General features: G+C 68.0%; 19 protein-coding genes and 4 pseudogenes. 12 read left to right on the top strand and 11 right to left on the bottom strand.

What is annotated here, in order from left to right:
- Positions 1–1,042: 1,042 nt before the first annotated feature.
- From ACZ7MX_RS34575 to ACZ7MX_RS34565, 3 genes and pseudogenes are all read left to right on the top strand, one after another.
- On the top strand, positions 1,043–1,390 hold the full coding sequence (locus ACZ7MX_RS34575) for a beta/gamma crystallin domain-containing protein (protein WP_030410973.1): 348 nt from the start codon (positions 1,043–1,045) through the stop codon (positions 1,388–1,390).
- A 176-nt stretch (positions 1,391–1,566) separates the two neighbouring features.
- On the top strand, positions 1,567–2,409 hold the full coding sequence (locus ACZ7MX_RS34570) for a hypothetical protein (protein WP_472138011.1): 843 nt from the start codon (positions 1,567–1,569) through the stop codon (positions 2,407–2,409).
- 3 nt (positions 2,410–2,412) lie between these two features.
- Positions 2,413–2,825: pseudogene (locus ACZ7MX_RS34565) on the top strand (transposase); the annotation flags it as partial.
- 7 nt (positions 2,826–2,832) lie between these two features.
- On the opposite strand, the gene ACZ7MX_RS34560 reads toward ACZ7MX_RS34565, so the two are convergent.
- Both ACZ7MX_RS34560 and ACZ7MX_RS34555 read right to left on the bottom strand, forming a co-directional pair.
- Positions 2,833–4,206 carry a carotenoid oxygenase family protein gene (locus ACZ7MX_RS34560; RefSeq protein WP_472138010.1) on the bottom strand — a complete coding sequence of 458 codons (1,374 nt, stop codon included), beginning with the start codon at positions 4,204–4,206 and terminating at the stop codon, positions 2,833–2,835.
- Complete coding sequence (locus ACZ7MX_RS34555; RefSeq protein ID WP_472138008.1) at positions 4,203–4,832, bottom strand: TetR/AcrR family transcriptional regulator; 630 nt, start codon at positions 4,830–4,832, stop codon at positions 4,203–4,205. Before ACZ7MX_RS34555 ends, ACZ7MX_RS34560 begins: the two co-directional genes overlap by 4 nt.
- Before the next feature lie 413 nt (positions 4,833–5,245).
- On the opposite strand from ACZ7MX_RS34555, the gene ACZ7MX_RS34550 reads away from it, so the two are divergent.
- From ACZ7MX_RS34550 to ACZ7MX_RS34535, 4 genes are all read left to right on the top strand, one after another.
- On the top strand, positions 5,246–6,787 hold the full coding sequence (locus ACZ7MX_RS34550) for a sigma-70 family RNA polymerase sigma factor (protein WP_472138007.1): 1,542 nt from the start codon (positions 5,246–5,248) through the stop codon (positions 6,785–6,787).
- 610 nt (positions 6,788–7,397) lie between these two features.
- On the top strand, positions 7,398–9,797 hold the full coding sequence (locus tag ACZ7MX_RS34545; RefSeq protein ID WP_472138005.1) for a non-reducing end alpha-L-arabinofuranosidase family hydrolase: 2,400 nt from the start codon (positions 7,398–7,400) through the stop codon (positions 9,795–9,797).
- Between the two features lie 41 nt (positions 9,798–9,838).
- Positions 9,839–12,484, top strand: a complete 2,646-nt coding sequence (locus ACZ7MX_RS34540; RefSeq protein ID WP_472138003.1) for an RICIN domain-containing protein — start codon at positions 9,839–9,841, stop codon at positions 12,482–12,484.
- A gap of 154 nt (positions 12,485–12,638) precedes the next feature.
- Positions 12,639–13,136, top strand: a complete 498-nt coding sequence (locus ACZ7MX_RS34535; protein ID WP_472138002.1) for a GNAT family N-acetyltransferase — start codon at positions 12,639–12,641, stop codon at positions 13,134–13,136.
- 73 nt (positions 13,137–13,209) lie between these two features.
- Here the strand turns inward: ACZ7MX_RS34535 and ACZ7MX_RS34530 are convergent, their stop codons facing one another.
- The 6 genes and pseudogenes from ACZ7MX_RS34530 to ACZ7MX_RS34505 form a co-directional block, all read right to left on the bottom strand.
- Complete coding sequence (locus ACZ7MX_RS34530) at positions 13,210–13,377, bottom strand: hypothetical protein (RefSeq protein WP_472138000.1); 168 nt, start codon at positions 13,375–13,377, stop codon at positions 13,210–13,212.
- 26 nt (positions 13,378–13,403) lie between these two features.
- Positions 13,404–13,700 carry a hypothetical protein gene (locus ACZ7MX_RS34525; protein ID WP_472137998.1) on the bottom strand — a complete coding sequence of 99 codons (297 nt, stop codon included), beginning with the start codon at positions 13,698–13,700 and terminating at the stop codon, positions 13,404–13,406.
- Complete coding sequence (locus ACZ7MX_RS34520) at positions 13,640–13,984, bottom strand: hypothetical protein (RefSeq protein ID WP_472138198.1); 345 nt, start codon at positions 13,982–13,984, stop codon at positions 13,640–13,642. Before ACZ7MX_RS34520 ends, ACZ7MX_RS34525 begins: the two co-directional genes overlap by 61 nt.
- A gap of 53 nt (positions 13,985–14,037) precedes the next feature.
- Positions 14,038–14,265 (bottom strand): annotated as a pseudogene (locus tag ACZ7MX_RS34515) (helix-turn-helix domain-containing protein); the annotation flags it as partial.
- Between the two features lie 370 nt (positions 14,266–14,635).
- The gene (locus ACZ7MX_RS34510) at positions 14,636–14,896 is read right to left on the bottom strand and encodes a hypothetical protein (protein WP_472137996.1); all 261 of its coding nucleotides are present in this window, start codon (positions 14,894–14,896) and stop codon (positions 14,636–14,638) included.
- Between the two features lie 129 nt (positions 14,897–15,025).
- Entirely contained in the window at positions 15,026–15,214 is a 189-nt protein-coding gene (locus ACZ7MX_RS34505; RefSeq protein WP_472137994.1) for a hypothetical protein, read from the bottom strand.
- Positions 15,215–15,374: 160 nt separating this feature from the next.
- On the opposite strand from ACZ7MX_RS34505, the gene ACZ7MX_RS34500 reads away from it, so the two are divergent.
- A complete protein-coding gene (locus ACZ7MX_RS34500) occupies positions 15,375–16,139 on the top strand; it encodes a hypothetical protein (protein WP_472137992.1) in 765 nt (254 codons plus the stop codon).
- 204 nt (positions 16,140–16,343) lie between these two features.
- Entirely contained in the window at positions 16,344–17,522 is a 1,179-nt protein-coding gene (locus ACZ7MX_RS34495) for an IS30 family transposase (RefSeq protein WP_472138186.1), read from the top strand.
- Positions 17,523–17,923: 401 nt separating this feature from the next.
- Here the strand turns inward: ACZ7MX_RS34495 and ACZ7MX_RS34490 are convergent, their stop codons facing one another.
- Positions 17,924–19,126: an MFS transporter gene (locus ACZ7MX_RS34490; RefSeq protein WP_472137990.1), complete on the bottom strand. Its 1,203-nt coding sequence runs from the start codon at positions 19,124–19,126 to the stop codon at positions 17,924–17,926.
- A gap of 93 nt (positions 19,127–19,219) precedes the next feature.
- On the opposite strand from ACZ7MX_RS34490, the gene ACZ7MX_RS34485 reads away from it, so the two are divergent.
- Together ACZ7MX_RS34485 and ACZ7MX_RS34480 are read left to right on the top strand one after the other, a co-directional pair.
- Complete coding sequence (locus ACZ7MX_RS34485) at positions 19,220–19,825, top strand: TetR/AcrR family transcriptional regulator (RefSeq protein WP_472137988.1); 606 nt, start codon at positions 19,220–19,222, stop codon at positions 19,823–19,825.
- Between the two features lie 102 nt (positions 19,826–19,927).
- Positions 19,928–20,081 (top strand): annotated as a pseudogene (locus ACZ7MX_RS34480) (ATP-binding protein); the annotation flags it as partial.
- Positions 20,082–20,102: 21 nt separating this feature from the next.
- On the opposite strand, the gene ACZ7MX_RS34475 reads toward ACZ7MX_RS34480, so the two are convergent.
- Both ACZ7MX_RS34475 and ACZ7MX_RS34470 read right to left on the bottom strand, forming a co-directional pair.
- A complete protein-coding gene (locus ACZ7MX_RS34475) occupies positions 20,103–20,801 on the bottom strand; it encodes a VOC family protein (protein ID WP_472137986.1) in 699 nt (232 codons plus the stop codon).
- Between the two features lie 290 nt (positions 20,802–21,091).
- The gene (locus ACZ7MX_RS34470) at positions 21,092–21,736 is read right to left on the bottom strand and encodes a LysE family translocator (RefSeq protein WP_472137984.1); all 645 of its coding nucleotides are present in this window, start codon (positions 21,734–21,736) and stop codon (positions 21,092–21,094) included.
- Positions 21,737–22,057: 321 nt separating this feature from the next.
- On the opposite strand from ACZ7MX_RS34470, the pseudogene ACZ7MX_RS34465 reads away from it, so the two are divergent.
- A pseudogene (locus ACZ7MX_RS34465) lies at positions 22,058–22,335 on the top strand (RNA polymerase sigma factor SigF); the annotation flags it as partial.

Below are 22,335 nucleotides of genomic sequence, written 5' to 3'. Positions count from 1 at the left end.
CCAGGCAGGGGGCGGCAAGGGCCCAAGTGGTGTGGGTATACGCCCAATGGCCTGCCGAGACCCGCCGGCAAGAGCGTGGCGGCCGTCCGTCCGCCTGATCGGCCATGTCGTCACCACACCCGCTACCTTGCCAACGAACATCATCTGCACTGACCACACTTCCGACGCCGCAGCCAAGCCCACGTCCACCGCTGCCGCTACCAACGCCGAGGCCACGACGTGCGTTCTGCTGTGTGGTTGGTGTTCAGCACCACGCGACGCCCGATCCGTGTAAGCCCGGTGGAGTGCAACCGCCGTACTCATCCTGGGGTGTTCCCTGCGTAAACAGGAGAGAGGACACCAGGCTTGACCACGCTCGCCGACCCGTCCCCCGCGCCCGGCACGCCACCGCCGGGCTACCGGGACCGGCACCGACTCCGATGCCGAGCGACCTGGCAAGTACTCCATCCTCGGGCGGTCCAATGACATCGGCGCATGTCACCGGTACAACATGTCCACATCGGAGTTTCTCTACCGCGTCCTTGCCGATGCCGACTTCCAGCCGTTCGGGATCGCGCAGTACGACCTGGGCACGACGTTCAACGCCGACTCCGGCGACGGCGCGTGACGGCGTGTCATATCCGGCGGGCCAAGTCGGGAGGCGCCCTCCCGGGATTCGCCCTGACCGGCATGACACGGTGCCTGACCAAGATTTAGGCGTCTCCTCCCTTCCGCGGCGTCCACCGCCCGCGGACGACGCCTTCGACGGCCAGCCGCGGTGACGAGCGGCTGGCCGTCTCCCGTTATTGGACGCGACAGTGCCGTCGTTTCTGGAGGTCGCCTTCTCGGCTCGAGGTGCGGGTGCGTTGGGGTTGTCGGGGCGGGACTGGTTCGGGGCTGTTGGTTGGTCGTCACTGACTCATTTGTCGTGCATATCATGATCATGCCATGATCAGGTTCGTGCGGACGGCTGTTCGTTGAACGGGGATGCCGCTGCGGGGCCTGGTCGTGCGCTTTCGAGCACCTTGGCCACTTGCTGGCCCGACCGAAGGAACTCTTTTTCATGGCAACTCGCAAGCACATTGCTGCCCTGGCCCTGGCGGCCAGCGCTCTGCTCGTCGGCTCCGTGGCAACTGCCGGCCCGGCGGCCGCCATCAACCGCGTCAACGGCTCGGCCTGTCAGAACCGCGACGACTTCTTCGCCGCGTGGAACGACGGCAAGGTCTGCTTTGCCAACAGTGGTTCTGTCGCCGTCAACATCTACGACGTGTGGCAGGTCACTACCGGCGCCAACGCCGGTCAGTACAGCTACGCCACGCAGGACGGCCGCTACGCCACCGCCTACCCGGCGCAGTGGGTCACCTGGAAGTACTCGCCCAAGATCATGCTGACCAACATCACCATCAGATAGTCCGGATGTGGGCGGGCGTAAACCGTTCAAGCGCTCGCCCACGCCCCTCCCCCGCCCCCCCGTTGTCGACAGGACCCTTCATGCCAGTTCTCCCTCGAAGCCGGGCCGCCGCAGCCGGGGCGCTGCTGGTCCTGTGTGCAGGCTGCAGCACCACTTCCCACGGGAGCACCACACCCGTGGCACCCCCGGCGACAGGGCCTGTGCAAACCATCACCAAGGCCGGCCAGATCGCCCTGCCGACGGACGCTTACATCATCACGCCGGCCGAAGTGAAGCTCATCGTCAAGGCTCAGGACGTCGTCCGGGGCCAGTGCATGCGCAAGTTGGGTTTCACCCCCAAACCGAGCGTGCTCTTGGGCGTGGAGGAGGCAGCCACGGCCCGCAAGACCCGAAGCTTTCTCTACGGCTACTTCGACACCGCCAAGGCTGGAGCAGAGGGTTACGAACGTGTGCAGTCCGGCGACATCCCGCAGCGAGCGTCCATCTCCTCCGCAGAGCAGACGGCATTGACCGGGGTCGATCCAGTCACCCACAAGCCCGCGACCCGCCTGGGCGGCAAGCCCCTCCCGGCCGGGGGCTGCTCCGGGAAGGCCATCGACACGCTGAACAACGCCGGGCTGTGGTTCGACGACGCCTCCCTCCCCGCCGGCGGCCCCCGCATTCCCCGCAGTGATCCCCGGCTGGCGGCGGCGTATGGAAGCTGGTCGGCTTGCATGAAAAGCAAGGGCTTCGACTACCCGGACCCCCTCGCAGCCATCGGCGACCCCAAGTGGGTCACCCACCGCAGCCCCGGCACGCCTCCGACGCGCGCGGAGATCGCGACGGCCCGCGCCGACATCGCCTGCAAACTCGCGAAGAACACCGTCGGAAAGCTCGTCACCGTGCAGATCGCCTACGACAAGCAGTACCTCAAAGCCGACGCAGCCCAACTCGCCTCCCACAAGCGGCGTATCGACGACCTCGTCCGCAAGGCGTCCCGGATCACACACACCCGAAAATCCAGGCCCGCGGGGTCATGACTCCTGTTCGCCGCCTACGACCTCGCCAGGGACAAGCTCTACGGCCACGTCAAGAACACCAAAAACCGCTCGTAGTTTCTGGAGTTCTGCCGCTACCTGCGCAGCCTCTACCCCGCAACCGTGCGCACCGCGATCGTGGTGGACAACTATTCTCCGCACCTGACCACCCGGCGATGCCAACGCGTCGCGGAGTGGGCCGGGGCGAACAATGTCGAGATCGCCTGCACCCCGACCAACTCCTCCTGGCTGAACCGGGTCGAGGCCCAGCCGCCCTGCGCTACTTCGCCCTCGACGGCGCCGACCACGCCAGTCACAAGGAGCAGTGCACCATGATCCGCCGCTACATCATCTGGCGGAATCAACATGCCGCCGACGAACGGCTACGCGAAGTCGTCACCAGGGCGAACGTTGCCTGATGTGGCACTAGGAGCAGGCGTTCCACGGGTCTCCCGGGACCCAGTTGCCGTGGAGGCCGAGAGGGATCCGTACGGGAAGGTGGATGCGGGCGACCGGTTCGCCCGTGAAGTCCTGGGCCGAGAGGATCACCAGATCCGCCGCGCCGCGCTCGGCGTCATGCGCGTACGCCATCACGTATCCGTCGTCCTCGGCGAGGGGCGACTCCGTGGGGACGAACACGCCCTCGCCCACGGCCCCGAACCGGCCGAACTCATGCGCCTCAGTCGTGCCGCGTACTAGGTCGTGCTTGAGCAGTGCACTGCTGAACCCCTCGTTCGGCCGCGGGTCCCCGGGGCCGGTCGGCGGCGCGTAGAGCTCGACCGCGGCCGAGTACCCGTACCGGTGGGAGCGGGCGACACAACGGGAGTCGACCCGCGGAAACTCCTGGATACGGTCGTCCAGCCGGTCTTCCCGGACCTTTCCGGCGACCAGGTCGACCCGCCAGCGGTCCAGGGTGGGACGGCTGTTGCCGAAGTCCCTGATGTTGAAGCCCTCTGGGTGCCGGACGATATCGATGACCACGTCCGTGCCGTCGTCATAGGCGTTAAGCGTGTGCCCCACCAGGCTGGGGGCGACCTCGAACCAGCGCACCTCGCCGCCCGTGCGTGGCATCACGCCCACCCGTGCCTGGTGGGATTCGTCCCAGACGAAGGGGACTCCGGTCGGCAGATGAGCGGCGCTGAACACCACGGGTGCGTCGAAGAGGACCACATGGTGTTCGGTCAGCGCGAAGTCGTGCATGTAGGGATTCCCGGGCGTATGGATCAGTGTGGTCCGCTCCACCGTGCCGGATTCGTTCATGACGATGTGCTGGACATACTGCGAGCCGTACAGGAAGGCGAGCGAGTGCAGCTCCCGGGTGTGCGGGTCGAAGACGGAATGGGCGTTGGAGCTGTAGCCCTCGGGAGTCGCCCCCAGATCGCAGGGGCCCACCGTGTCGAGGTCGTAGCTGAGTTCGTACGGGCGAATCCCGCCCTCCAACAGGGCGAACGTGCGGCCCGCGAGCCCCGCGACCTGTACGTTCGGTGCCATGTCCAGCCGCTCGTCGACGGGAGTCCCCCGGCGTGGTTCCCCCAGCCGGTCGGCGACGGAGGATGATCGCACCCAGCGGTTGCGGTACCACTCGGCACGGCCGTCGCGGATACGGACGCCGTGCACCATGCCGGGGCCGAGCGTCCAGATGTGGGCGACGGGGTCCTCGATGCCCAGCGGATTGGGGCCGTTTCGCAGATAGCGGCCGTTGAGGTGGGGCGGGATCCGGCCGGTGACCGGCAGGTCGAACGCGGTGACCTCCTCGGTGACCGGTGCGAAACTTCCCGACAGATAGCGGTTGATCGTCATGACGTCCGTCCTTGTCCCTGCTCGGCGGCGAGGAATGCCCGTCCCACCGCCGTCATCAGTGTGTCGAAGCGGCGGGCTGCGGCCTCCGGCGGGAAGTGGCCCGCGATCTCCAGGCTCACCGCCCCGTGCGCCGCCGCCCACAGAATCTTTGAGATCTCGTATGCGTCTCCCGGCCCGAACACACCGGAGTCGATGCATGCCTGAACGGCGGCCACGGAGGCGTCGAAGGCGCTCTCGGCCGCGCTCAAGGCCTCGGCACTCGGCTGGAAGCCGGGCACCGCCTGCTCGAACATCACCCGGTAGTAGGCCGGTTCGGCCAGTGCGTGTGCACGGTAGGCGGCCGCGAGATCGTTGAGTCGAGTCAACGGGTCCTCTGTCCGCGAAGCTTGCTGCTGCACCCGCCGCAGGCGGGCGAACCCCTCCCGGTAGAGCGCATCGACCAGTCCTTCTTTGCCGCCGAACATGGTGTACAGGACCTTGGTCGAGGCGCCGATCCCGGTGGCGATCCGCCGCATCGTCAGCGCGGCCGGCCCCTCCGTGACCAGCAGCTCTATGGCGTGGTCAAGGATCGTGGTGCGCACGGCCGTTTGGCCAGTGCGTTGAGCTTCCTGGTAAGGCGTGTTCACGGAAACACTGTAGCTCACGGGTAACGTTGTTACCCCGCTTTTGGTGGAGCCTGTCGGCGGCGCCACTCGATGCCGCGATGCGCGCGGTTGCGGGATAGAGGCTGCGCAGGTAGCGGCACAACTCCACGAAGGTTGAGCGGGCCGAACTCGTCCGTGCAGAAGACGACTTCGCCGCTTGCCGTCCTCGGGTACGGCCTCGCCGTCGGCGATCGCGTAGAGGAGTTCGACCCTGGCCTTCCTTGTGGCGTAGTCGGGCCGGCTGCCCGAACGCACCCGCGGTACCGGGCACTCCAAGTCGGACGGGCCGGTCCGTTGACCCAAGGCACAGGCTTTGGCCGTATACCTTTGCCGACGCTAAGGTGTGGCGCCGTACTCGGCGGATCGCTCCCCTGAAGAAAAATGGGAATGGGCTCATGAATGCGGACCACGCAGGGCTGGTTGTCGCGGCGCAGGCCGGTGACGATCGGGCGCGCGAGGAACTGATCGCCGCGTACCTGCCGTTGCTCTACAACATCGTCGGGCGAGCGCTGAGCGGACATGCCGACGTCGACGACGTCGTCCAGGAAACCTTGCTGCGCGTGGTGCGCGACCTGCCTTCCCTGCGTGCCCCGGAGAGCTTCCGGTCCTGGCTGGTGTCGATCACGCTCCGCCAGATCAATACCCACTGGCACCGGCAACGCACCTTCGCCGGCCGGACCACGGTCCTCGACGAGGCGCGCCAGATACCGGACGCCGGCGCCGAACCTGTGGACGCGACGATCCTGCGGCTGCATATGTCGGACGAGCGCCGTCGGGTTGTCGAAGCCGGCCGGTGGCTTGACCCGGACCATCGGGTGCTGCTGTCGCTGTGGTGGCAGGAATGCGCCGGCTTGCTGAGCCGTGACGACATCGCCGCCGCGATGGGGCTCACGGTCGCCCACGTCGGAGTGCGCCTGCAACGCATGCGCGAGCAGCTTGAACTGAGCCGGACGATCGTCGCCGCGCTGGAGGCCGACCCGCGCTGTCCTCAGTTGGACGAGACCGTCGTCGGCTGGGACGGTCTGCGTGCATCGGTGTGGCGCAAGCGGATCGCGCGGCACACCCGTGACTGCCCGGTCTGCCTGGCGACGACGACAGAACGGGTTCCGGCCGACCTCCTGCTCCTCAGCCTCGCGCCGCTGGCCGTCCCGGCCGGACTCATCGCCGCGCTGGCCGCCAAGGGCCTGCTCTCGGGTACGGCCGCGAGCGCCGCCGGACTGGCCACGGCGCCCGCCGCCGTCGGCACGGCGACGGGGGGAGGCAGTGTGCACAGCGCGCTGTTCGGCAAACTCCACGCGGTGACCGCTCATCCGCTGGTGAGCCTCGCCACCGGCGCGGTGCTCATTGCCGGGACCGCCACCTACGCGGCCTGGCCCGAACCGGCGCATCGGGAGCCCGGCGTCATCGCCGCTCCCACGGCCGGCAATCCCACGCCGATCCCGTCGCGCACCACCGCGTCGGCCGGACCGTCCCCGGTGAGTCCGTCCGCCGTCGCAGGCACTGTTCCGCTGGGCGCACAGTCGCTGGAGTCCGTGGACCACCCCGCCCAGTACCTCACGTATGCCGGCGACTTCGCGACGCTCGGCCCAGTCTCCGCGTCCAGCAGCGCGCAGACCCGGCAGCGGGTCACCTTCACGGTCGTCGGGGGGCTGGCCGACTCACGGTGCGTCACCTTCCGTGCCGCCGACGGCCGCTATCTGCGCCACAGTTACCTGCGGCTTCGGCTGAGCACCAACGACGGCAGCGCACTGTTCCGTGAAGACGCCACCTTCTGTCCGCGCCCCGGGGCGGTCGCCGGGTCGGTAACCCTGCACGCGCACAACTATCCCGGATCGGTCCTCCACCACCGCGACGGTGGCATCTGGCTCGACGGCTCCGACGGCACCCGGGCCTTCGCCGGCCAGGCTTCCTTCATCGTGCGCAGGGCCCAGGCTTGAGAACCGCTCCTTGAGCATGTTGGACCGAGTCGTGCAGTGACAGTTGGTGATCCCGCAGCACGATCCGGCACCACGCCGTTCTCAACCCGGCAGTGAGCCGAGTGCTGCGCCGAATCCAGCTTCGATCCGCATTCATCGACGGCTGCCTCGCCGTGACCGGCCTGAAGGCTGATCACCGCAACCGCCACCGATACCACTCCACAAACCCTCACTGTTGATCAGTGCGGCGCGCCCTTTCCCCAGGGACGACCAGACCGCGGGGCTTGGCATAACGCTTTTTGCCTGCGAGATGCATCACTGAGCAATCGTCCGGACGGCACGACTTTTCTGTTACGAGACCGCGCGTTCAAAAGCCTCCACTTCAGGGGGGTGCCCTTCCCGCCGCTCACCATGACGTGCCGGCGTGGCAGGTTTCCCGACTTCCCCCGTTGACCTATCCCCTGAAGAAAGCCCGTCCAATGACGCGACACACCCACGAACCCCGGGCGACCGGTACGCAGGAACGGCCCCACGTCCTGCACCGCTCCCACCCCGCGGCAGATCAGACCGCGATGGCCGATGCGCGCACGCTCACGGCACCCAGGCTGACCCGCGACCCCCGAGGAGAATCATGAAGGGCCTGCACCGGCTCGGCCGGCGTCGCCGGACATTGACGATAGGACTGTCGGCCGCGGCGGTGGTGGCCGGTGTCGTGACGCTCCTCCCCAGCTCCGCCGGAGCCGCGACCCTGGGCACGCAGGCGGCCCCCTCGGGCAGGTACTTCGGCACCGCTGTGGCCGCCGGCAGGCTCGGCGACTCCACCTACGCCGGCATTCTCGACCGGGAGTTCAACATGATCACCCCGGAGAACGAGATGAAGTGGGACGCCACCGAACCGTCCCGCGGCAACTTCACCTTCGGCCCCGCCGACCGGATCGTCAACCACGCCTCGGCGCATGGGCAGCGGATGCGCGGCCACACCCTGGTCTGGCACTCCCAGCTCCCCGGCTGGGTCGGCTCCATCAGCGACGCCAACACCCTGCGCAGCGTGATGAAGAACCACATCACCACGGAGATGAACCACTTCAAGGGCAAGATCTACGCCTGGGACGTGGTCAACGAGGCCTTCGCCGACGGCGGCAGCGGCCAGCACCGCAGCTCGGTGTTCCAGAACGTGCTCGGCAACGGCTTCATCGAGGAGGCGTTCCGCACCGCCCGAGCCACCGACCCGGCGGCCAAGCTCTGCTACAACGACTACAACATCGAGAACTGGACCGACGCCAAGACTCAGGGCGTCTACAAGATGGGCAAGGACTTCACGTCCCGCGGTGTGCCCATCGACTGCGTCGGGTTCCAGAGCCACTTCGGCACCGGCGGGCCGCCGGCGAGCTTCCAGACCACGCTGTCCCACTTCGCCGCCCTGGGCGTCGACGTCCAGATCACCGAACTCGACATCGCCCAGGCGCCTTCCACCGGTTACGCCAACGCGGTCAACGCCTGTCTGTCCGTGGCCCGGTGCACCGGCATCACGGTATGGGGTATCCGTGACAGCGACTCCTGGCGCAGCAGCGAAAGCCCCCTGCTGTTCGACAACAACGGCAACCCCAAGGCCGCCTACACCGCCGTCATGAACGCTCTCAATTCCGGTGCCGGTACCACCACCGGCGGGACCACGCCCCCCGGCGGGACGACCGGCGGGACCGGTACCGGGGCAATCAAGGGCGTCGCCTCCGGTCGTTGTATCGACATCAACGGCTCCACCACCGTCAACGGCACGCAGGCGCAGCTGTGGGACTGCAACGGGAAGACCAACCAGCGCTGGACCTACACCTCCGGCAAGCAGCTGATGATCTACGCCAGCAAGTGCCTGGGCGCCAGAGCCAAGGGCACCAGCAACGGCACCGCGGTGGTCATCGGGGACTGCGACGGCGGCGCCGACCAGCAGTGGAACATCAACACCAACGGCACGATCGCCGGCGTCCAGTCCGGGCTGTGCCTCGACGCCGTCGGCGCGGCCACCGCCAACCGCACCAAGATCCAGCTGCATTCCTGCTGGTCCGGCGGCAACCAGAAGTGGACCGGCCTGTCCGGGACGTCGGCCCCGACAACGCCCGCGCCGACGGGCGGCACCTGTGCTCTTCCGTCGACGTACCGATGGACGTCGACGGGTGCGCTGGCGCAGCCGGCGAACGGGTGGGCCGCGGTGAAGGACTTCACCGACGTGACGTACAACGGCAAGCATCTGGTCTACGCGTCGAGCGTGTCGGGATCGTCGTACGGCTCGATGATGTTCAAGCCCTTCACGAACTGGTCGGACATGGCGTCGGCCGGCCAGACCGGGATGAGCCAGTCCGCGGTGGCGCCCACGCTGTTCTACTTCGCACCCAAGAAGATCTGGGTGCTGGCGTACCAGTGGGGTGCGTGGCCCTTCATCTACCGCACGTCGAGCGACCCCACCAACCCCAACGGCTGGTCCGCGCCGCGGCCGCTGTTCACCGGCAGCATCCCGGGCGCCGCTCCGATCGACCAGACCCTGATCGCTGACGACCAGAACATGTACCTGTTCTTCGCCGGTGACAACGGCAAGATCTACCGGGCGAGCATGCCGATCGGGAACTTCCCGGGCAACTTCGGCTCGTCGTACACGACGGTCATGAGCGACACGACGAAAAACCTGTTCGAGGCGCCGCAGGTCTACAAGGTCCGGGGCCAGAACCAGTACCTCATGATCGTCGAGGCTCGGGGTGCGCATGAGCAGCGCTACTTCCGCTCGTTCACGGCCTCCAGCCTGAACGGTCCGTGGACCCCGCAGGCCGCCAGCGAGAGCAACCCCTTCGCGGGCAAGGCCAACAGCGGTGCCACCTGGACCAACGACATCAGCCACGGTGACCTGGTCCGCAACAACCCCGACCAGACCATGACCGTCGACCCCTGCAACCTGCAGTTCCTCTACCAGGGCAAGTCCCCCACCGCGGGCGGCCCCTACGACCAACTGCCGTGGCGGCCGGGTGTCCTTACCCTGCAGCGCTGACCTGCCCGATCCACGGTGATATGCAAGGAGAACACCTCCCTATGAAGAACCCCACGAACGGCGGGCGCCGCGGGCGTCACCGCCGCCGCTGGACCGCCACCGGTCTGCTGATCGGCGTGCCCGCCGTCGTCGTGCCGTATTTCCTGTTCGCGCAGGAGGACTCGCAGGCCGCGACGGTCGACGGCAATGTCTACTACCGGCTGGTTTCCGTACACAGCGGCAAGGCGATGGACGTCAACGCCTTCTCGACCGCCGACGGCACCCGCATCCAGCAGTGGACCGAGCAGGGCACCGCCAACCAGCAGTGGAAGCTGCGACCCACCGGGGACGGCTACTACGAGCTGGTGAACCGCAACAGCGGCAAAGTGTTGGGCATAGCCGGTAATTCGACCGCACAGGCGGCCGTCGCCGAGCAGCAGACCGACAGCTCCTCCACCTCCCAGGAGTGGAAGATCAAGGATGTGAGGGCTTCCGACGCCGTCACCTTCACCTCCCGCAGGAGCGGCCAGGTCCTGGACGTCTCCGGAGGCTCCACGGCCGAGGGTGCGGCAGTCGTGCAGTATCCGAGCAGGGGCAGCACCAACCAGCAGTGGAAGCTGGTGAAGGCGGGCGGGTCGGCCGGTACCGGCGGGGTGCGGACCACGGCCGCGGCCGGACCGTACGCGTGGAAGAACGCCCAGGTGGTGGGCGGCGGTTACGTCACCGGGCTGGTGTTCAACCCGCGCGAGAAGGGCCTGCTGTACGCGCGTACCGACATGGGCGGCGCCTACCGCTGGGACACCGGGGCCGAGCAGTGGATCCCGCTGACCGACTGGATCGGCGAGAAGGACTGGAACCTGCTGGGCATCGATTCGCTGGCCACCGACCCCGTCGACCCCAACCGGCTCTACCTCGGGACGGGTACCTACACCAACCAGTGGGCGGGCAACGGCGCGATCCTGCGCTCCACCGACCAGGGCCGCACCTTCAAGCGCACCGAGCTGCCCTTCAAGCTGGGCGGCAACGAGGACGGCCGCGGGGCGGGCGAACGGCTCGTGATCGACCCCGCGCACCACGGCACCCTGCTGCTGGGCACCCGCAAGAACGGCCTGTGGCGCAGCACCGACTACGGCGTGACATGGAGCCAGGTCTCCTCGTTCCCCGTCAAGGACGGGGCGAGCAGCGGCGGGGGCATCTCCTTTGTCACGTACGGCCCGGCCGGCAGCAAGACGGTCTACGTCGGCGTCGCCGACAGGTCCACCTCCCTGTACCGCTCCACCGACGGCGGCAGCACCTGGCAGGCCGTCTCCGGGCAGCCCACCGGCCAGCTGCCGCAGCACGGGGTGGTCTCCGGTGACGGCTCGCTGTACCTGACGTACACCAACACGCTCGGACCCAACGGGGTGACGGCGGGCTCGGTGTGGAAGTACACGCCGGCCCGCGGGGTGTGGAAGAACGTCTCGCCGTCCCAGGGCAGTTACGGGTTCTCCGGTCTGGCCGTCGACCCGCGCAAGCCGTCCACGGTGATGGTCACCACCCTCGACCGCTGGTGGCCCGAGGACGAGGTCTACCGGACCACCGACGGCGGTACGACGTGGAAGGCACTGGCCGCGAAATCGGTGCGGGACGCCTCCGCCGCTCCTTATGTCGGTACCGGCATCGGGCACTGGATGACCGCCCTGGCCATCGATCCCTTCAACTCCGGTCATGTGCTGTACGGCACCGGCAACGGCATCTGGCGCAGCAAGGATGTCACCGCCAACGACAGCGGCGGCACCAGCCACTGGACGGCGGGGGCCCGGGGGCTGGAGGAGACCGCCCTGGCGGACGCGATCGCCCCGCCCGGCGGCGCCACCGTCATCACCGCCATGGGCGACCAAGGCGGTTTCCGCCACGACTCCCTGACCAAGGTGCCCGCCGGGCGGCTGAAGAACCCGCTGATGAGCAGCAGCACCGATATCGATTTCGCCCAGTCCAACCCCTCGATGATGGTCCGCGTCGGCCGTGGCGGCACGCAGGACGGCGCCTACTCCACCGACGGCGGCAGCAGCTGGAACGGCTTCAAGGCAGAGCCGGTGGGCAGCGCCGATATGGGCCATGTCGCGCTCGCGGCGGACGGCTCCACCATCGTCTGGACCGAGGCCGGCCAGGCCCCGTACCGCTCGACCGACAAGGGGTCGAGCTGGTCGAGGGTCAGCGGCCTGGGCACCGACGCCGTGGTCGTCGCCGACCGCTCCTCGGCCAGGACCTTCTACTCACTGGCCGGCGGCACGCTCTACGCCAGCACCGACGGCGGCGCGACCTTCACCGCCCGCGCCACCAACCTGCCCGACGGCCGGCTCACGGCCGTCCCCGGCATCGCCGGGGACCTGTGGATCGCCGGCAGCGCCAAGGGGCTGCTGCACTCCACCGATGGCGGCCGCACCTTCACCACGCTCAAAGCGGTGCAGTCCGCCTCCGCCCTCGGCTTCGGCAAGGCCGCGCCCGGCGCCTCCTACCAGGCCCTGTACCTGATCGGCACCGTCAAGGACGTCACCGGCGTCTTCCGCTCCACCGACAAGGGCGCCACCTGGCTCCGTGTCAACGACGACGCCCACCAGTGGGGCAGCATCGGCGGCGTCGGCGTCATCACCGGTGACCCCGACACCTACGGCCGTGTCTACGTCGGCACCAACGGACGCGGCCTCCAGTACGGCGACCCGTCCTGACCCCAACGCCCGAGCGGGGCCGCAGGCACACAACGGCCTGCGGCCCCGCCATGGCCCAGGGACCTCGCTTCGTCCTGCACTAGTGGCTCTGCACGGATGGTTGACCAGGTAATCGGTTGGAGCCGCGGAGCCTTCGCTGACTACGCTTCCTGGCATGAATCCCGTGATCGACGTTCTGGCTCCTTCCGAGGTGGACTGCCTGGAGCGCCTGTGGGGACAGCTCCTGGTCCACCACAGTCGGGAGGCGGCACATCTGGCGGCTCTCGGCGCGGTTCGTTCGCCCGAGGACTCGTGGCGTCTGCGGCGGGGCCAGTACCTCGAATGGTCGCAGGAGCCGCTCACCGCGGTACTGGTTGCTCGGGACGGAAATCACCTGCTCGGCTATGCGGTCGTGCGCGTCCTGGACGCCCCGGGGTCATGGCAGTGGGGGGACCAAGTCGGCATGTTGGAAACCCTCGTGGTCGATGACGAGGCTCGCGGCGCCGGAGTCGGGCAAGCCCTTGTCAGAGCCGTGCGCGAGCGTCTCGCCGGGTCGGGTGTCCAGGTCATGAAGATCTCCGTCATCGCGGGCAATGATGACGCTCTGCGCTTCTACCAGCGGGAAGGGGCCGTCGACTTCGTGAAGACGCTGGTCATGCCCGTTTCGGGGTGACGGCGCAGACCGGAGCGATGACCCGCAACGATGATGTCGCCGTATCCGCAGGGGCAGAACCTCAGCCGTCCCCTCATGCGGCCTTGGCTGGGTACTGAGTCCAAGTGCGGATGGGTGAGTCGGGGGCGAAGTTGGTCTTCGCTTCGGCGCGTGCGTTGCGCCAGCGGACATAGGCGGCGATGGCGGCGTTCTGCTCGGCGTGGGTGCGGTGGTCGGTGCCGTTGAGGGCGAAGTAGCGCAAGGCGGCGAATTCCGATTCGATCCAGTTCAGCCAGGAGCCGTAGGTCGGCAGGAAGACCAGCTCGACGTCGTTGTCGGTGGCCCAGGTGCGGACTCCGTGTGCTTGTGCGGGGAGAAGTTGTCCAGCACCAGGTACAGCTTCTCCCAGGGCCAGCAGGTGCGCAGGGCTTTGAGCAGGCCGAGGAACTCGCGCCGCCGCTTGCGTTTGCGGATCCGGTAGTAGATCTTCCCGGTGGCCAGGTCGAGAGCGGCGAGCATGTGCATCACGCCGCCGTAGCGGTGTAGGTGACCCGCAGTCGGCGGGGCCTGCCGGCCGGACGCCATGCTTTGCCCTTTCGGGGCATCAGGTTGAGCGGGCCGAACTCGTCGACGGATATCACCCGCCCGTCGGTCGGCGGGGTGTCGTACAGGGCCAGGACCTGGTGCATCTTGGCGATGAAGTCCGGATCGGTGGACGCCTTCCAGGTGGTCGTGGCCTGCCAGGAGACCTTGCCGTCGCGCAGGATGCGGCGCAGGGTCTCCCGGCTGATCGTCGCAACCACGTGCCGTTCGACCAGGTGGGCTGCGAGTTTGGCCAGGCTCCAGGTGGAGAAGCGGCGATGTTCCAATCGGTGGGGGACGTCCGGGCGATCAGGCGGATGTGCTCGTGCACCCGCTCACTGATCGCCTGGGGGCGTCCCCCGCTCCATTTTGAGTCCAGCGCGTCGAACCCCCGCTCGTTGAAGGCGTGGATGACGTCGCGGACGTAGTCCTCGCTGACCTGCATCAGCGAGGTGATGTCCTTGACCGTCCGGCCCTGGGCGGACATCAGCACCACGATCGCCCGCCGCAGCCGGACCGGGTCCTTCGCGGTCCGGCTGATCCGCTGCAGCCGACGCCCCTCGTCCATGCTGACCGGCCGGACGAAAACACTCGGTCGACGTCCCCGGACCACCTCCAAGATCAAGTCCTGGAGACAGTCTGCTGACCCCCGGGCAGCACGTCGATTACCCGGTCAACGATGCGAGCCGAGCCACTAGCTCCCGGCGCCGGGCTGTCCGGCTGTCCGGCATCGGGCAATGTGATACTCAACCCGGCCACACCGCGTCCGTACAGATGTCGTCGTGGCGCGAGAACTCCGCCTTTTCAAGAGTCGTTGCCGGGGGCGGCAACAACGACCGCGGGCATGCCTTCCGCCTGTCGAGCCTCAGGGCATGCCGCGCGGGCGGCCCGCTCAGGGAATGTCGCCCGCCAGCTCATCTCCGCAGGCCCCCGGCCGGTTAAGCATCCGGGTCCCCAGTTGCGGCCGTTGCCTCTCCATCAGCGCCGGCAATCCAGATCTCGGGTCCTTCGCCGCGCCACTTGATCATCGGTTCGTTCAGCCGCACCCCTTCGGGGTCCAGACCGGCTTGACGCAGACATTCCAGCAGATCTGCCACGCCGTAGGCGACACCGAGGGATGTGGCATCCACTTGGACGCGCCGACCGCCGTCAACGGATGGCGGGTACACCACGATGCGGGGGCCGGGCCGGTCTGTCATGAGTCCACCTTGCCGACGGTCGGCACCGGATGCCCGCTGGCTTACTCCCGCAATGTTCAGCAACACCGGCAGCCGGCGGGACATCCAGACAGCATCTGGCCCTGCCAAGCCCGCACCATGGGCAGGCCATTACCGGCGGGGGCAGCGCTCGTCGCCGTTCACCAGGCGGCGGATCACGCGGCCGAAGCGGCCAGTGGGCTCGGCCAGCTGGATACGGCAGCCCGCGCAGTGCTGTTCGTCGGCCGTCGGCGCGTCTCCTTCCAGCGGGTCGTACTCCGCGGGGCTGCTTTCCAGCAGCTGGGTAGTGGCGCCAGGCACCGCCCCGGATGATCTAGAGTTCCCGCGGCGGGCAGTCGACCCGCCGCGCAGACACTCGACTCAGGGGTGAGGATTGATCACTTCAATATCGGCTGCTGCTCCGCAGCGGCACAGACCCTCGGCTGGGCGCCGCGCGGCCGCCGCGGCGGTGGCCGGGGGCATGGCCCTGGTGGGCGTGAGCCTCACGGCGCCGACCGCGCACGCGGCCGACAGTGACATCTCGTTCTCGAACGTCGTGTTCAACAACGGCAAGCCCATCGTCGTCGGCATCAGCGCCGAGGTCGAGGCCCCGTTGACGTACACGGTGAAGAGCAACGTGACGCTCGACAGCTGGGGGGTTGACGCGTACCGGGGCACGTACGGGACCAATGAGTACAAGCTCGCGGCCTTCACGACCCGGTGGAGCTGCGGCCAATCCTCCGCGGGCGGCTACACCTTCCACGACTGCGACGAGACGATCACCGTGGATCCCGACAACATGCCGGGTGGCAATGGCAATAAGCTCGTCAACAGTGACGCCACCGACTGGAAGACCGTCGGCACGGCCATCAAGAAGGGCGGCGGTTACGACACCGACCTGCTCTCCGCGACGGTCCGCCTCCAGCGTGCCTCGCGCATCCAGAACATGAACGCCTCCCCCGAGCCCGTCACCAAGGGCAGCCCGATAACGGTTACAGGCACCGTGCAGCGCGCCAACTGGAGTCTGCACCGCTACGACAACTACGGCGGCCGACTGGTGAAGCTGCAGTTTCAGCCCGCCGGTTCCAGCACGTACACCACGGTCAAGGAGGTCACCGCCAGCAGTACCGGCTACCTGAAGACCACGGTGACCGCCTCCCAGGACGGCACATGGCGCTGGCGCTACAGCGGCAACACCACGACCGGCGCCAGCAACTCCTCTGGTGACTACGTAGACGTGAACTAAGCCTCCTTGGCGCCCTCGACCTGCGTCTCGGTCACCGCGCCTGACCGCGCAGGGAAGGCCCCGTCCCTTCCGTTCTAGTGGTCGTCGCAACACCCCAGCTCAAGGGATGCGATGGACTTCGAGGTTCGGGAGGACCGGCGGCCACAGGGGCCCAGGAAGTTGGTCCGTGAGCGGGAGGAATACCTTCGGCTCGTGGATCTTGGGATAGGGAACACGGAAGCCTGCCGGATCGTCGGCGTCAACCGCCGCACGGGCAAGCGATGGCTCTACGGCCGGCAGGCATCCGGAAAGGACAAGGCGGCCGCACCGCTGGTAGACACCGGGGTGCCGTGGCAGTACACCGAGCTGCTGCCAGCGCCCGAGCTCGATCCTCAACCGGTCGGCCCGTCCCGGTACCTGGGCGAGGCCGACCGCATCCACATCGCCGACCGGCTCCGGGAGAAGGCATCGATTCGGACGATCGCGGCCGAGCTGAACCGAAGCCCCTCCACCATCAGCCGAGAGATCCGCCGCAACCGCATGGTCCACCCAGGCGGCACCTGGTCCTACCGCCCGCACGCGGCCCAGCGCCGCGCAGACAAGCGCCGCCCACGCCCGAAGACCGGCAAGCTCGGCCGCAATCCCGAGCTCCGGGAGTTCATCCAGGACCACCTGACCAAGCGGTGGAGCCCTGAGCAGATCTGCCACGCTCTGCTCAGACGCTTCCCCGACCGGCCGGAGATGCACGTGGTCCACGAGACGGTCTACCAGGCCCTCTACGTCCAGGGCCGCGGCGAACTGAGACGTGAACTGACCCGGGCCCTGCGGACCGGACGCGCGATGCGACGGCCGCACCGCAGCTCGGCATGCCGCAGGCAGCGGTTCCCGCAGGAGATGGTCATGATCAGCGAACGGCCCGCAGAAGCCGACGACCGGGCCGTCCCGGGCCACTGGGAGGGTGACCTCATCGTCGGCACCATGTCCCGGTCTGCCATCGCCACCCTCGTCGAACGCAGCACCCGCTACCTGATGCTCGTCCACCTTCCCCACGGGCACGGAGCCGCCCAGGTCCGCACCGCGCTCGCGGAAACGGTCCAGACGCTGCCGCCTCATCTGAAGCGGTCCCTGACCTGGGACCAAGGCTGCGAGATGGCCGCCCACCGCTCGTTCACCGTCGCCACCGACATACCGGTCTACTTCTGCGACCCCGCCAGCCCCTGGCAGCGCGGCTCCAACGAGAACACCAACGGCCTGCTGCGGCAGTACTTCCCCAAGAGCACCGACCTGTCGCGGCACAACCCCGAGCAGCTGGAGGCCGTCGCCGCCGAACTCAACAGCCGCCCACGCAAAACGCTCGGCTGGGAAACCCCAGCCGAGCGTCTGTCCAAACTGCTCGCGGCCTGATCAAGTCACCACGGTGTTGCATCGACCCCTGGAATTCGCCTCTCCCTGGTCCCAGCGATCGTGGCCAGCCAGCAAGGCAGCCCTGACCCGGTCATTGCGCCCGGCTGCCGACCTGGGCACTCCAGACGGGACGCCGTACCTGCTGTCGCCGACCTCTCCGGCTCCTCTGCCGCCCCCGGGGCAGGGCCGTCGGGGCGGTTAGGCGGGGATCGCGCCCGTACGTGCGGCAAACTCCCGCACCCCGGGCACACGGACCGGGCCGTACAGCAGGTCCCGGTGCAGCCCGAATCGGATGTCGTCACTCGCCGCCGCCCTCCTCACCCTGGAGCGGCAACGCTGACAGAGCGCCGTGATGGGGCCCGCTGCAATCGATCCTCGGGTGCGTGGCGCACGGATCCAGGTCATCGCAGGTTCTCGTTGGTGCGGGCGCACCAGACCGCCAGTGCGGCTGCCAGGGCGCAGGCGCCGCCGAGCCACAGAACGCCCTGGAGGGTGAGCGTGTCGACGATGACGCCGCCAGCCAGCGCGCCGAGGCCGATCGACAGGTTGAACACGGCCACCCACAGGGAGGAGGCGGCTTCCACCGCCTGCGGGGCGGCTTTGATCATCCAGGTCTGCAGTCCGACCGACACGCCGCCGTAGGCCAGACCCCAGACGATCAGCAAGATGGCGCCGCCGACCGTCGTCCGGCCCAGCAGCAGGAAGAGCGGCATCGCGACCGTGAGGGACACGGCGATGATCAGCACGCTCCGGTGCACCCTGCGTGCCAGTGCCGCGCCGGCGACGAAGTTGCCGATCATGCCTGCCATGCCGAACCCGAACAGCAGCGGGCCGACGAATCGTTCGTCGATGCCCGACAGCTTCTGAAGTGCCGGACTCACGAAGGTATAGGCCGCAAAGTGGCCGAACACGATGAGGAACGTCGCGATGATGCCGATGCGCACACCCGGGTTGCGGAACTGCTCAGCCAGGAGACGCGGCCGAATAGCTTGTGAGGCGGCCAGCGACGGGAGCACGGCCATCAGGGCGATCAGCACGATGAGCGCCAAGGCGCTCATTGACGCGAAGGCGATGCGCCAGCCGGTGAGTTCACCGATCAGAGTGCCGAGCGGGACGCCGAACACGTTCGCGGCTCCGACGCCGCCGAAGATGATCGCAGTGGCGCGTGGCACGTTCTCGGTGGATACCAGCCGGACGGCCAGGCCGCCGGCGATGGCCCAGAAGCCACCGATCGCCACCCCGACCAGCACCCGGGAGGACACCAGGACGGCGAAGTTCGGTGCCACGGCCGATGCCATGTTGGAAAGGGTCATCAACGCCATCAACCCAAGCAGCAGGAGCTTGCGGTCCAGTGCGCCGACGAGTACCGGAACCACTGGTGCCGCGACCGCAGCGACGAGGCTGGGCACGGTCACCATGAGCCCAGCTGTTCCTTCGGAGACCGACAGCGCCGACCCCACGGAGGTCAGCAGGCCGATCGGCAGTTGCTCGGCGGTCACCAGCAGGAACGTTCCCAAGGCCACTGCGCTGACCGCCAGCCAGTGATCTTTTTTCGATGTCTGCGGGGCGCTCGCCAGGGCGGCAGGCTGTTCTGCGGTCGTCACCGGTGTCTCCTCCATTCATTCGGGAGCGATCGCTCCCATACGGAGAAACGTAGTATGGGAGCGGTCGCTCCACAAGTTCGGTAGACTCGGGGCATGGCACGCCCCCGACAGTTCGACGAGCAGGACGCGGTCGTCAGAGCGACGGAGCTGTTCTGGCGACGCGGCTACCACGCCACTTCGGTGCGTGATCTGGGTGACGAGCTCAAGCTCACGCCCAGCAGCCTGTACCGGACCTTCACCGACAAGCACACGCTGTTCCTGCGCGCGCTCGACCACTACCGGGCCACGGAGTCCGCTCAGGCCGAGAGGTTGCTTGGTGCCGACAGCCGGCCGATCCGGCACGTGCTGCGGGACTGGATGCTGTGGCTGGTCACCTGCCCGCCCGACGGCGAGCCCGGTCGGGGCTGCTTCGTGGTCAACACCGCCACCGAACTCGGCACCAGCGACGACCAGGTCAGCCGGCGAACCGAGGCCGCCTTCGAGGTCACCCGGCAGGCGCTACGCTCGGTGCTGCTCCAAGGGCGGCGCAAGGACGAACTGCCCGCCGATCTCGACGTCGACGCCACCGTGGAGCTGCTGTTCACCACGGTCCTCGGGCTGCGGGTACGGGAACGCGCCGGCCACGACCCCGCACGCCTGGCCACCGCGATCGACGTCGCGATCCGGGCGTTGGGGCCCACGCCGACGACCCCTTCCTGACCACCACGGCGCGGACCTGTCCGGCCGATCATGCGGCTACGTCTTCCTCGGCAGCGCCACCGCGGCGTCCGTCGCCCTCCGGCTCCGAACATGACCACCTTCTTCAGCGGCTGGACGAAGACCTTTGACCGACCCCCGGCTCTGCGCGGCGATCGTCGACCGTCTCACCTTCAACGGAGCGATCATCCGGACAGGCACCGAGTCCTACCGGCTCGCCCACACAAACCCGCAGGCCGAACGAGCAGCGGCCGGCTGACCTCCCACCCGGTGGAGGCGTTCACGGCCGAGCGGGGTCCGGGCCGATCCAGCCGGCAGTCCCGACACAGGCTTCGTTGCCTTCCGGGTCGGCCAGCACCCAGTGCGACGGAGCATAGGCATCGCTCACTACCCGGCCGCCAGCAGCGATGGCTGCCGCTATGCGCGCTTCGGCCTGGTCATAGGGCACCCAGACGTCCACATGCACCCGGTTGCGCTGCGGACGCGGTGCGTCCATCTGCTGGAAGTAGAAGGGAGCACCGCGGCGGTGCGGGTCGATCAAGTCCTCAGGACTGTTCGCTCGATCGGCATAGCCGAGCAGGGCACGCCAAAACCGCACCACATCCGGCCCTGCTAGAGCGTCGACGGTGACCTGGACGGTTTGCACGGCGGACGGGTCCGCCCGGATTCCGAGTGTGCGTGCCACGGCCGAGATGTGACGGGCCAGTTCAACGTCTCGCTCACTCAGCCCGTAGAAGTCGTCGGTGAGCGTGATCAGGCGCACGGTCACGCCGTCGTATCGAACATCGATGTCGGGGTGCCCGGCTTCGACGTCGGGCAGTTCGCTGATCGCCTGCACGAGTCTCGCGCCGGCGGTCAACGACCCAGCGCGGAAGAACGCACAGGCTCCCTCACCCAGGACACGCCAGTCTTCCAGCCCAGCAGTCTCATGGAACTGCTGTGGGCGGACTCGCTCGAGCTTGCCCTCTACGTAAGTCATGCGACCAACCTAGCGGGCAGAGCTGACAACGCCCCCACCCCCCGAGCACGCTCCGACAGGGTGAACACGTACTGGCAGTGACATCACTTCTCATCGGCATTGGACATGGCGAACCCCGCGAGTGACTACCCAAAACCACGTCGAAACGACACCCATGAAGAGCGACACAGCCAGCCGGGCGCTGCTGATGAGAACAGCCAGATCACTCACGATCGCGTCGGCGATCTCCGTGATGTGTTCGGCTGATCCCAGCAGGACCGGGACCGGTGTCACAGGCGCGCGGGCATGGCTCAGGCCGAGACAGGCGTACGGGACAAGGCGGTGCGCAGCGCGAAGACGCCGAGCAAGCCGCCTGACGCGAACCGCTGAGCGGTCATCACGCGGGGCCGGGTGGCCAGAAACCCCGACACCCGTGCTGCGCCCAGCATGATCAGAGCGTTCACGGAGAGCCCCACGATGATCTGCACACCACCGAGCTGGAGCAGTTGGGCCCAGTCCGGGCCCGATCGCGGAGCCATGAACTGGGGCAGAAGCGCGGCGTACATGAGGGCGATCTTGGGGTTGAGCAGGTTGGTCAGGAGCCCCATCGAGAACAGGCGGGCGTCAGAGACCGGAGGCAGGTCCTGGGCCGGGGCGAAGGGCGAGCGGCCACCGGGCTTGAGCATGCCCCAGGCCAGGTAGGCCAGGTAGGCGGCCCCGGCGAGCTTGACCACCGTGAACGCCAGCGGCACGGCGGCGAACAACGCGGACAGGCCCGCGGCCGCGGCCAGCAGGTAGCACAGGAATCCCACGGCGGTCCCGCTCAGGCTGACCAGGCCCGCCCTGCGGCCTTGGGTGATCGCGCGAGAGGCGAGGTGGATCATGTTCGGTCCCGGAGTCAGGGCCATGCCCAGTTCGACCAGGGCCACTCCCCCCACCGCGGTCAGACTGATCACCGGTCAACTCCTCATCATTTGCCGGGTACCAGATCCCGGAGTGGGGCGGCGCCCGGCTGCGACGGGCGGCTGCGACGCATCGGCAGTGCCTGCATCGCCTGCCTCAGGATATGGCCCTGCCGTTCGGTGTCTTTCGTGCACCCTGACTCCAGCCGGCCGACGACATCAACGACTGCAGCCGGACCCCCACGATCGCGTCGGCGATCTCTGCGTGATCGGTGGACAGGTCCTAGATGCGTGACATCTTGTGGGAGCTGTTGGGTAGGGGCGCGTCGAGGGGGATTGCAGAGGCGGATCGAGTCAACAGCGAGGAGCCCGAGCATGACCGGCACCGGCACCACCACAGGGACTGCAATAGCGACACCGGCCACCACGTCCAAGCGGAGTGCCGCTTCGGCTTCGTTGGCGCCTCTGCCCCCGATCGAGGAGCCTCAGCGCCTTACCCCGAAGGACGCCAGGGAACTGTCGAAGGTCTTCTTCGAGCGACTCGCCGTCCTTGAGGAAGGCACCGCCGAGTACCAGTACGTGCGCAACACGCTGATCGAGATGAATCTGTCCCTCGTGCGCTACGTCGCCCGGCGCTTTCGCAGTCGTAGCGA

The sequence above is a fragment of the Streptomyces sp. NPDC107765 genome, assembly GCF_055657085.1.
Note: the sequence above shows the minus strand (reverse complement) of the source record. Positions and strands in the feature narration are given on the sequence as shown.

Coding starts and splice junctions, on each gene's coding strand:
- ACZ7MX_RS34540 (WP_472138003.1), top strand. CDS start 9,839: ATGAAGAACCCCACGAACGGCGGGCGCCGCGGGCGTCACCGCCGCCGC.
- ACZ7MX_RS34560 (WP_472138010.1), bottom strand. CDS start 4,206: ATGACGATCAACCGCTATCTGTCGGGAAGTTTCGCACCGGTCACCGAG.
- ACZ7MX_RS34475 (WP_472137986.1), bottom strand. CDS start 20,801: ATGACTTACGTAGAGGGCAAGCTCGAGCGAGTCCGCCCACAGCAGTTC.
- ACZ7MX_RS34575 (WP_030410973.1), top strand. CDS start 1,043: ATGGCAACTCGCAAGCACATTGCTGCCCTGGCCCTGGCGGCCAGCGCT.
- ACZ7MX_RS34500 (WP_472137992.1), top strand. CDS start 15,375: ATGGCCCTGGTGGGCGTGAGCCTCACGGCGCCGACCGCGCACGCGGCC.
- ACZ7MX_RS34525 (WP_472137998.1), bottom strand. CDS start 13,700: ATGGCGTCCGGCCGGCAGGCCCCGCCGACTGCGGGTCACCTACACCGC.
- ACZ7MX_RS34550 (WP_472138007.1), top strand. CDS start 5,246: ATGAATGCGGACCACGCAGGGCTGGTTGTCGCGGCGCAGGCCGGTGAC.
- ACZ7MX_RS34510 (WP_472137996.1), bottom strand. CDS start 14,896: ATGACAGACCGGCCCGGCCCCCGCATCGTGGTGTACCCGCCATCCGTT.
- ACZ7MX_RS34485 (WP_472137988.1), top strand. CDS start 19,220: ATGGCACGCCCCCGACAGTTCGACGAGCAGGACGCGGTCGTCAGAGCG.
- ACZ7MX_RS34535 (WP_472138002.1), top strand. CDS start 12,639: ATGAATCCCGTGATCGACGTTCTGGCTCCTTCCGAGGTGGACTGCCTG.
- ACZ7MX_RS34545 (WP_472138005.1), top strand. CDS start 7,398: ATGAAGGGCCTGCACCGGCTCGGCCGGCGTCGCCGGACATTGACGATA.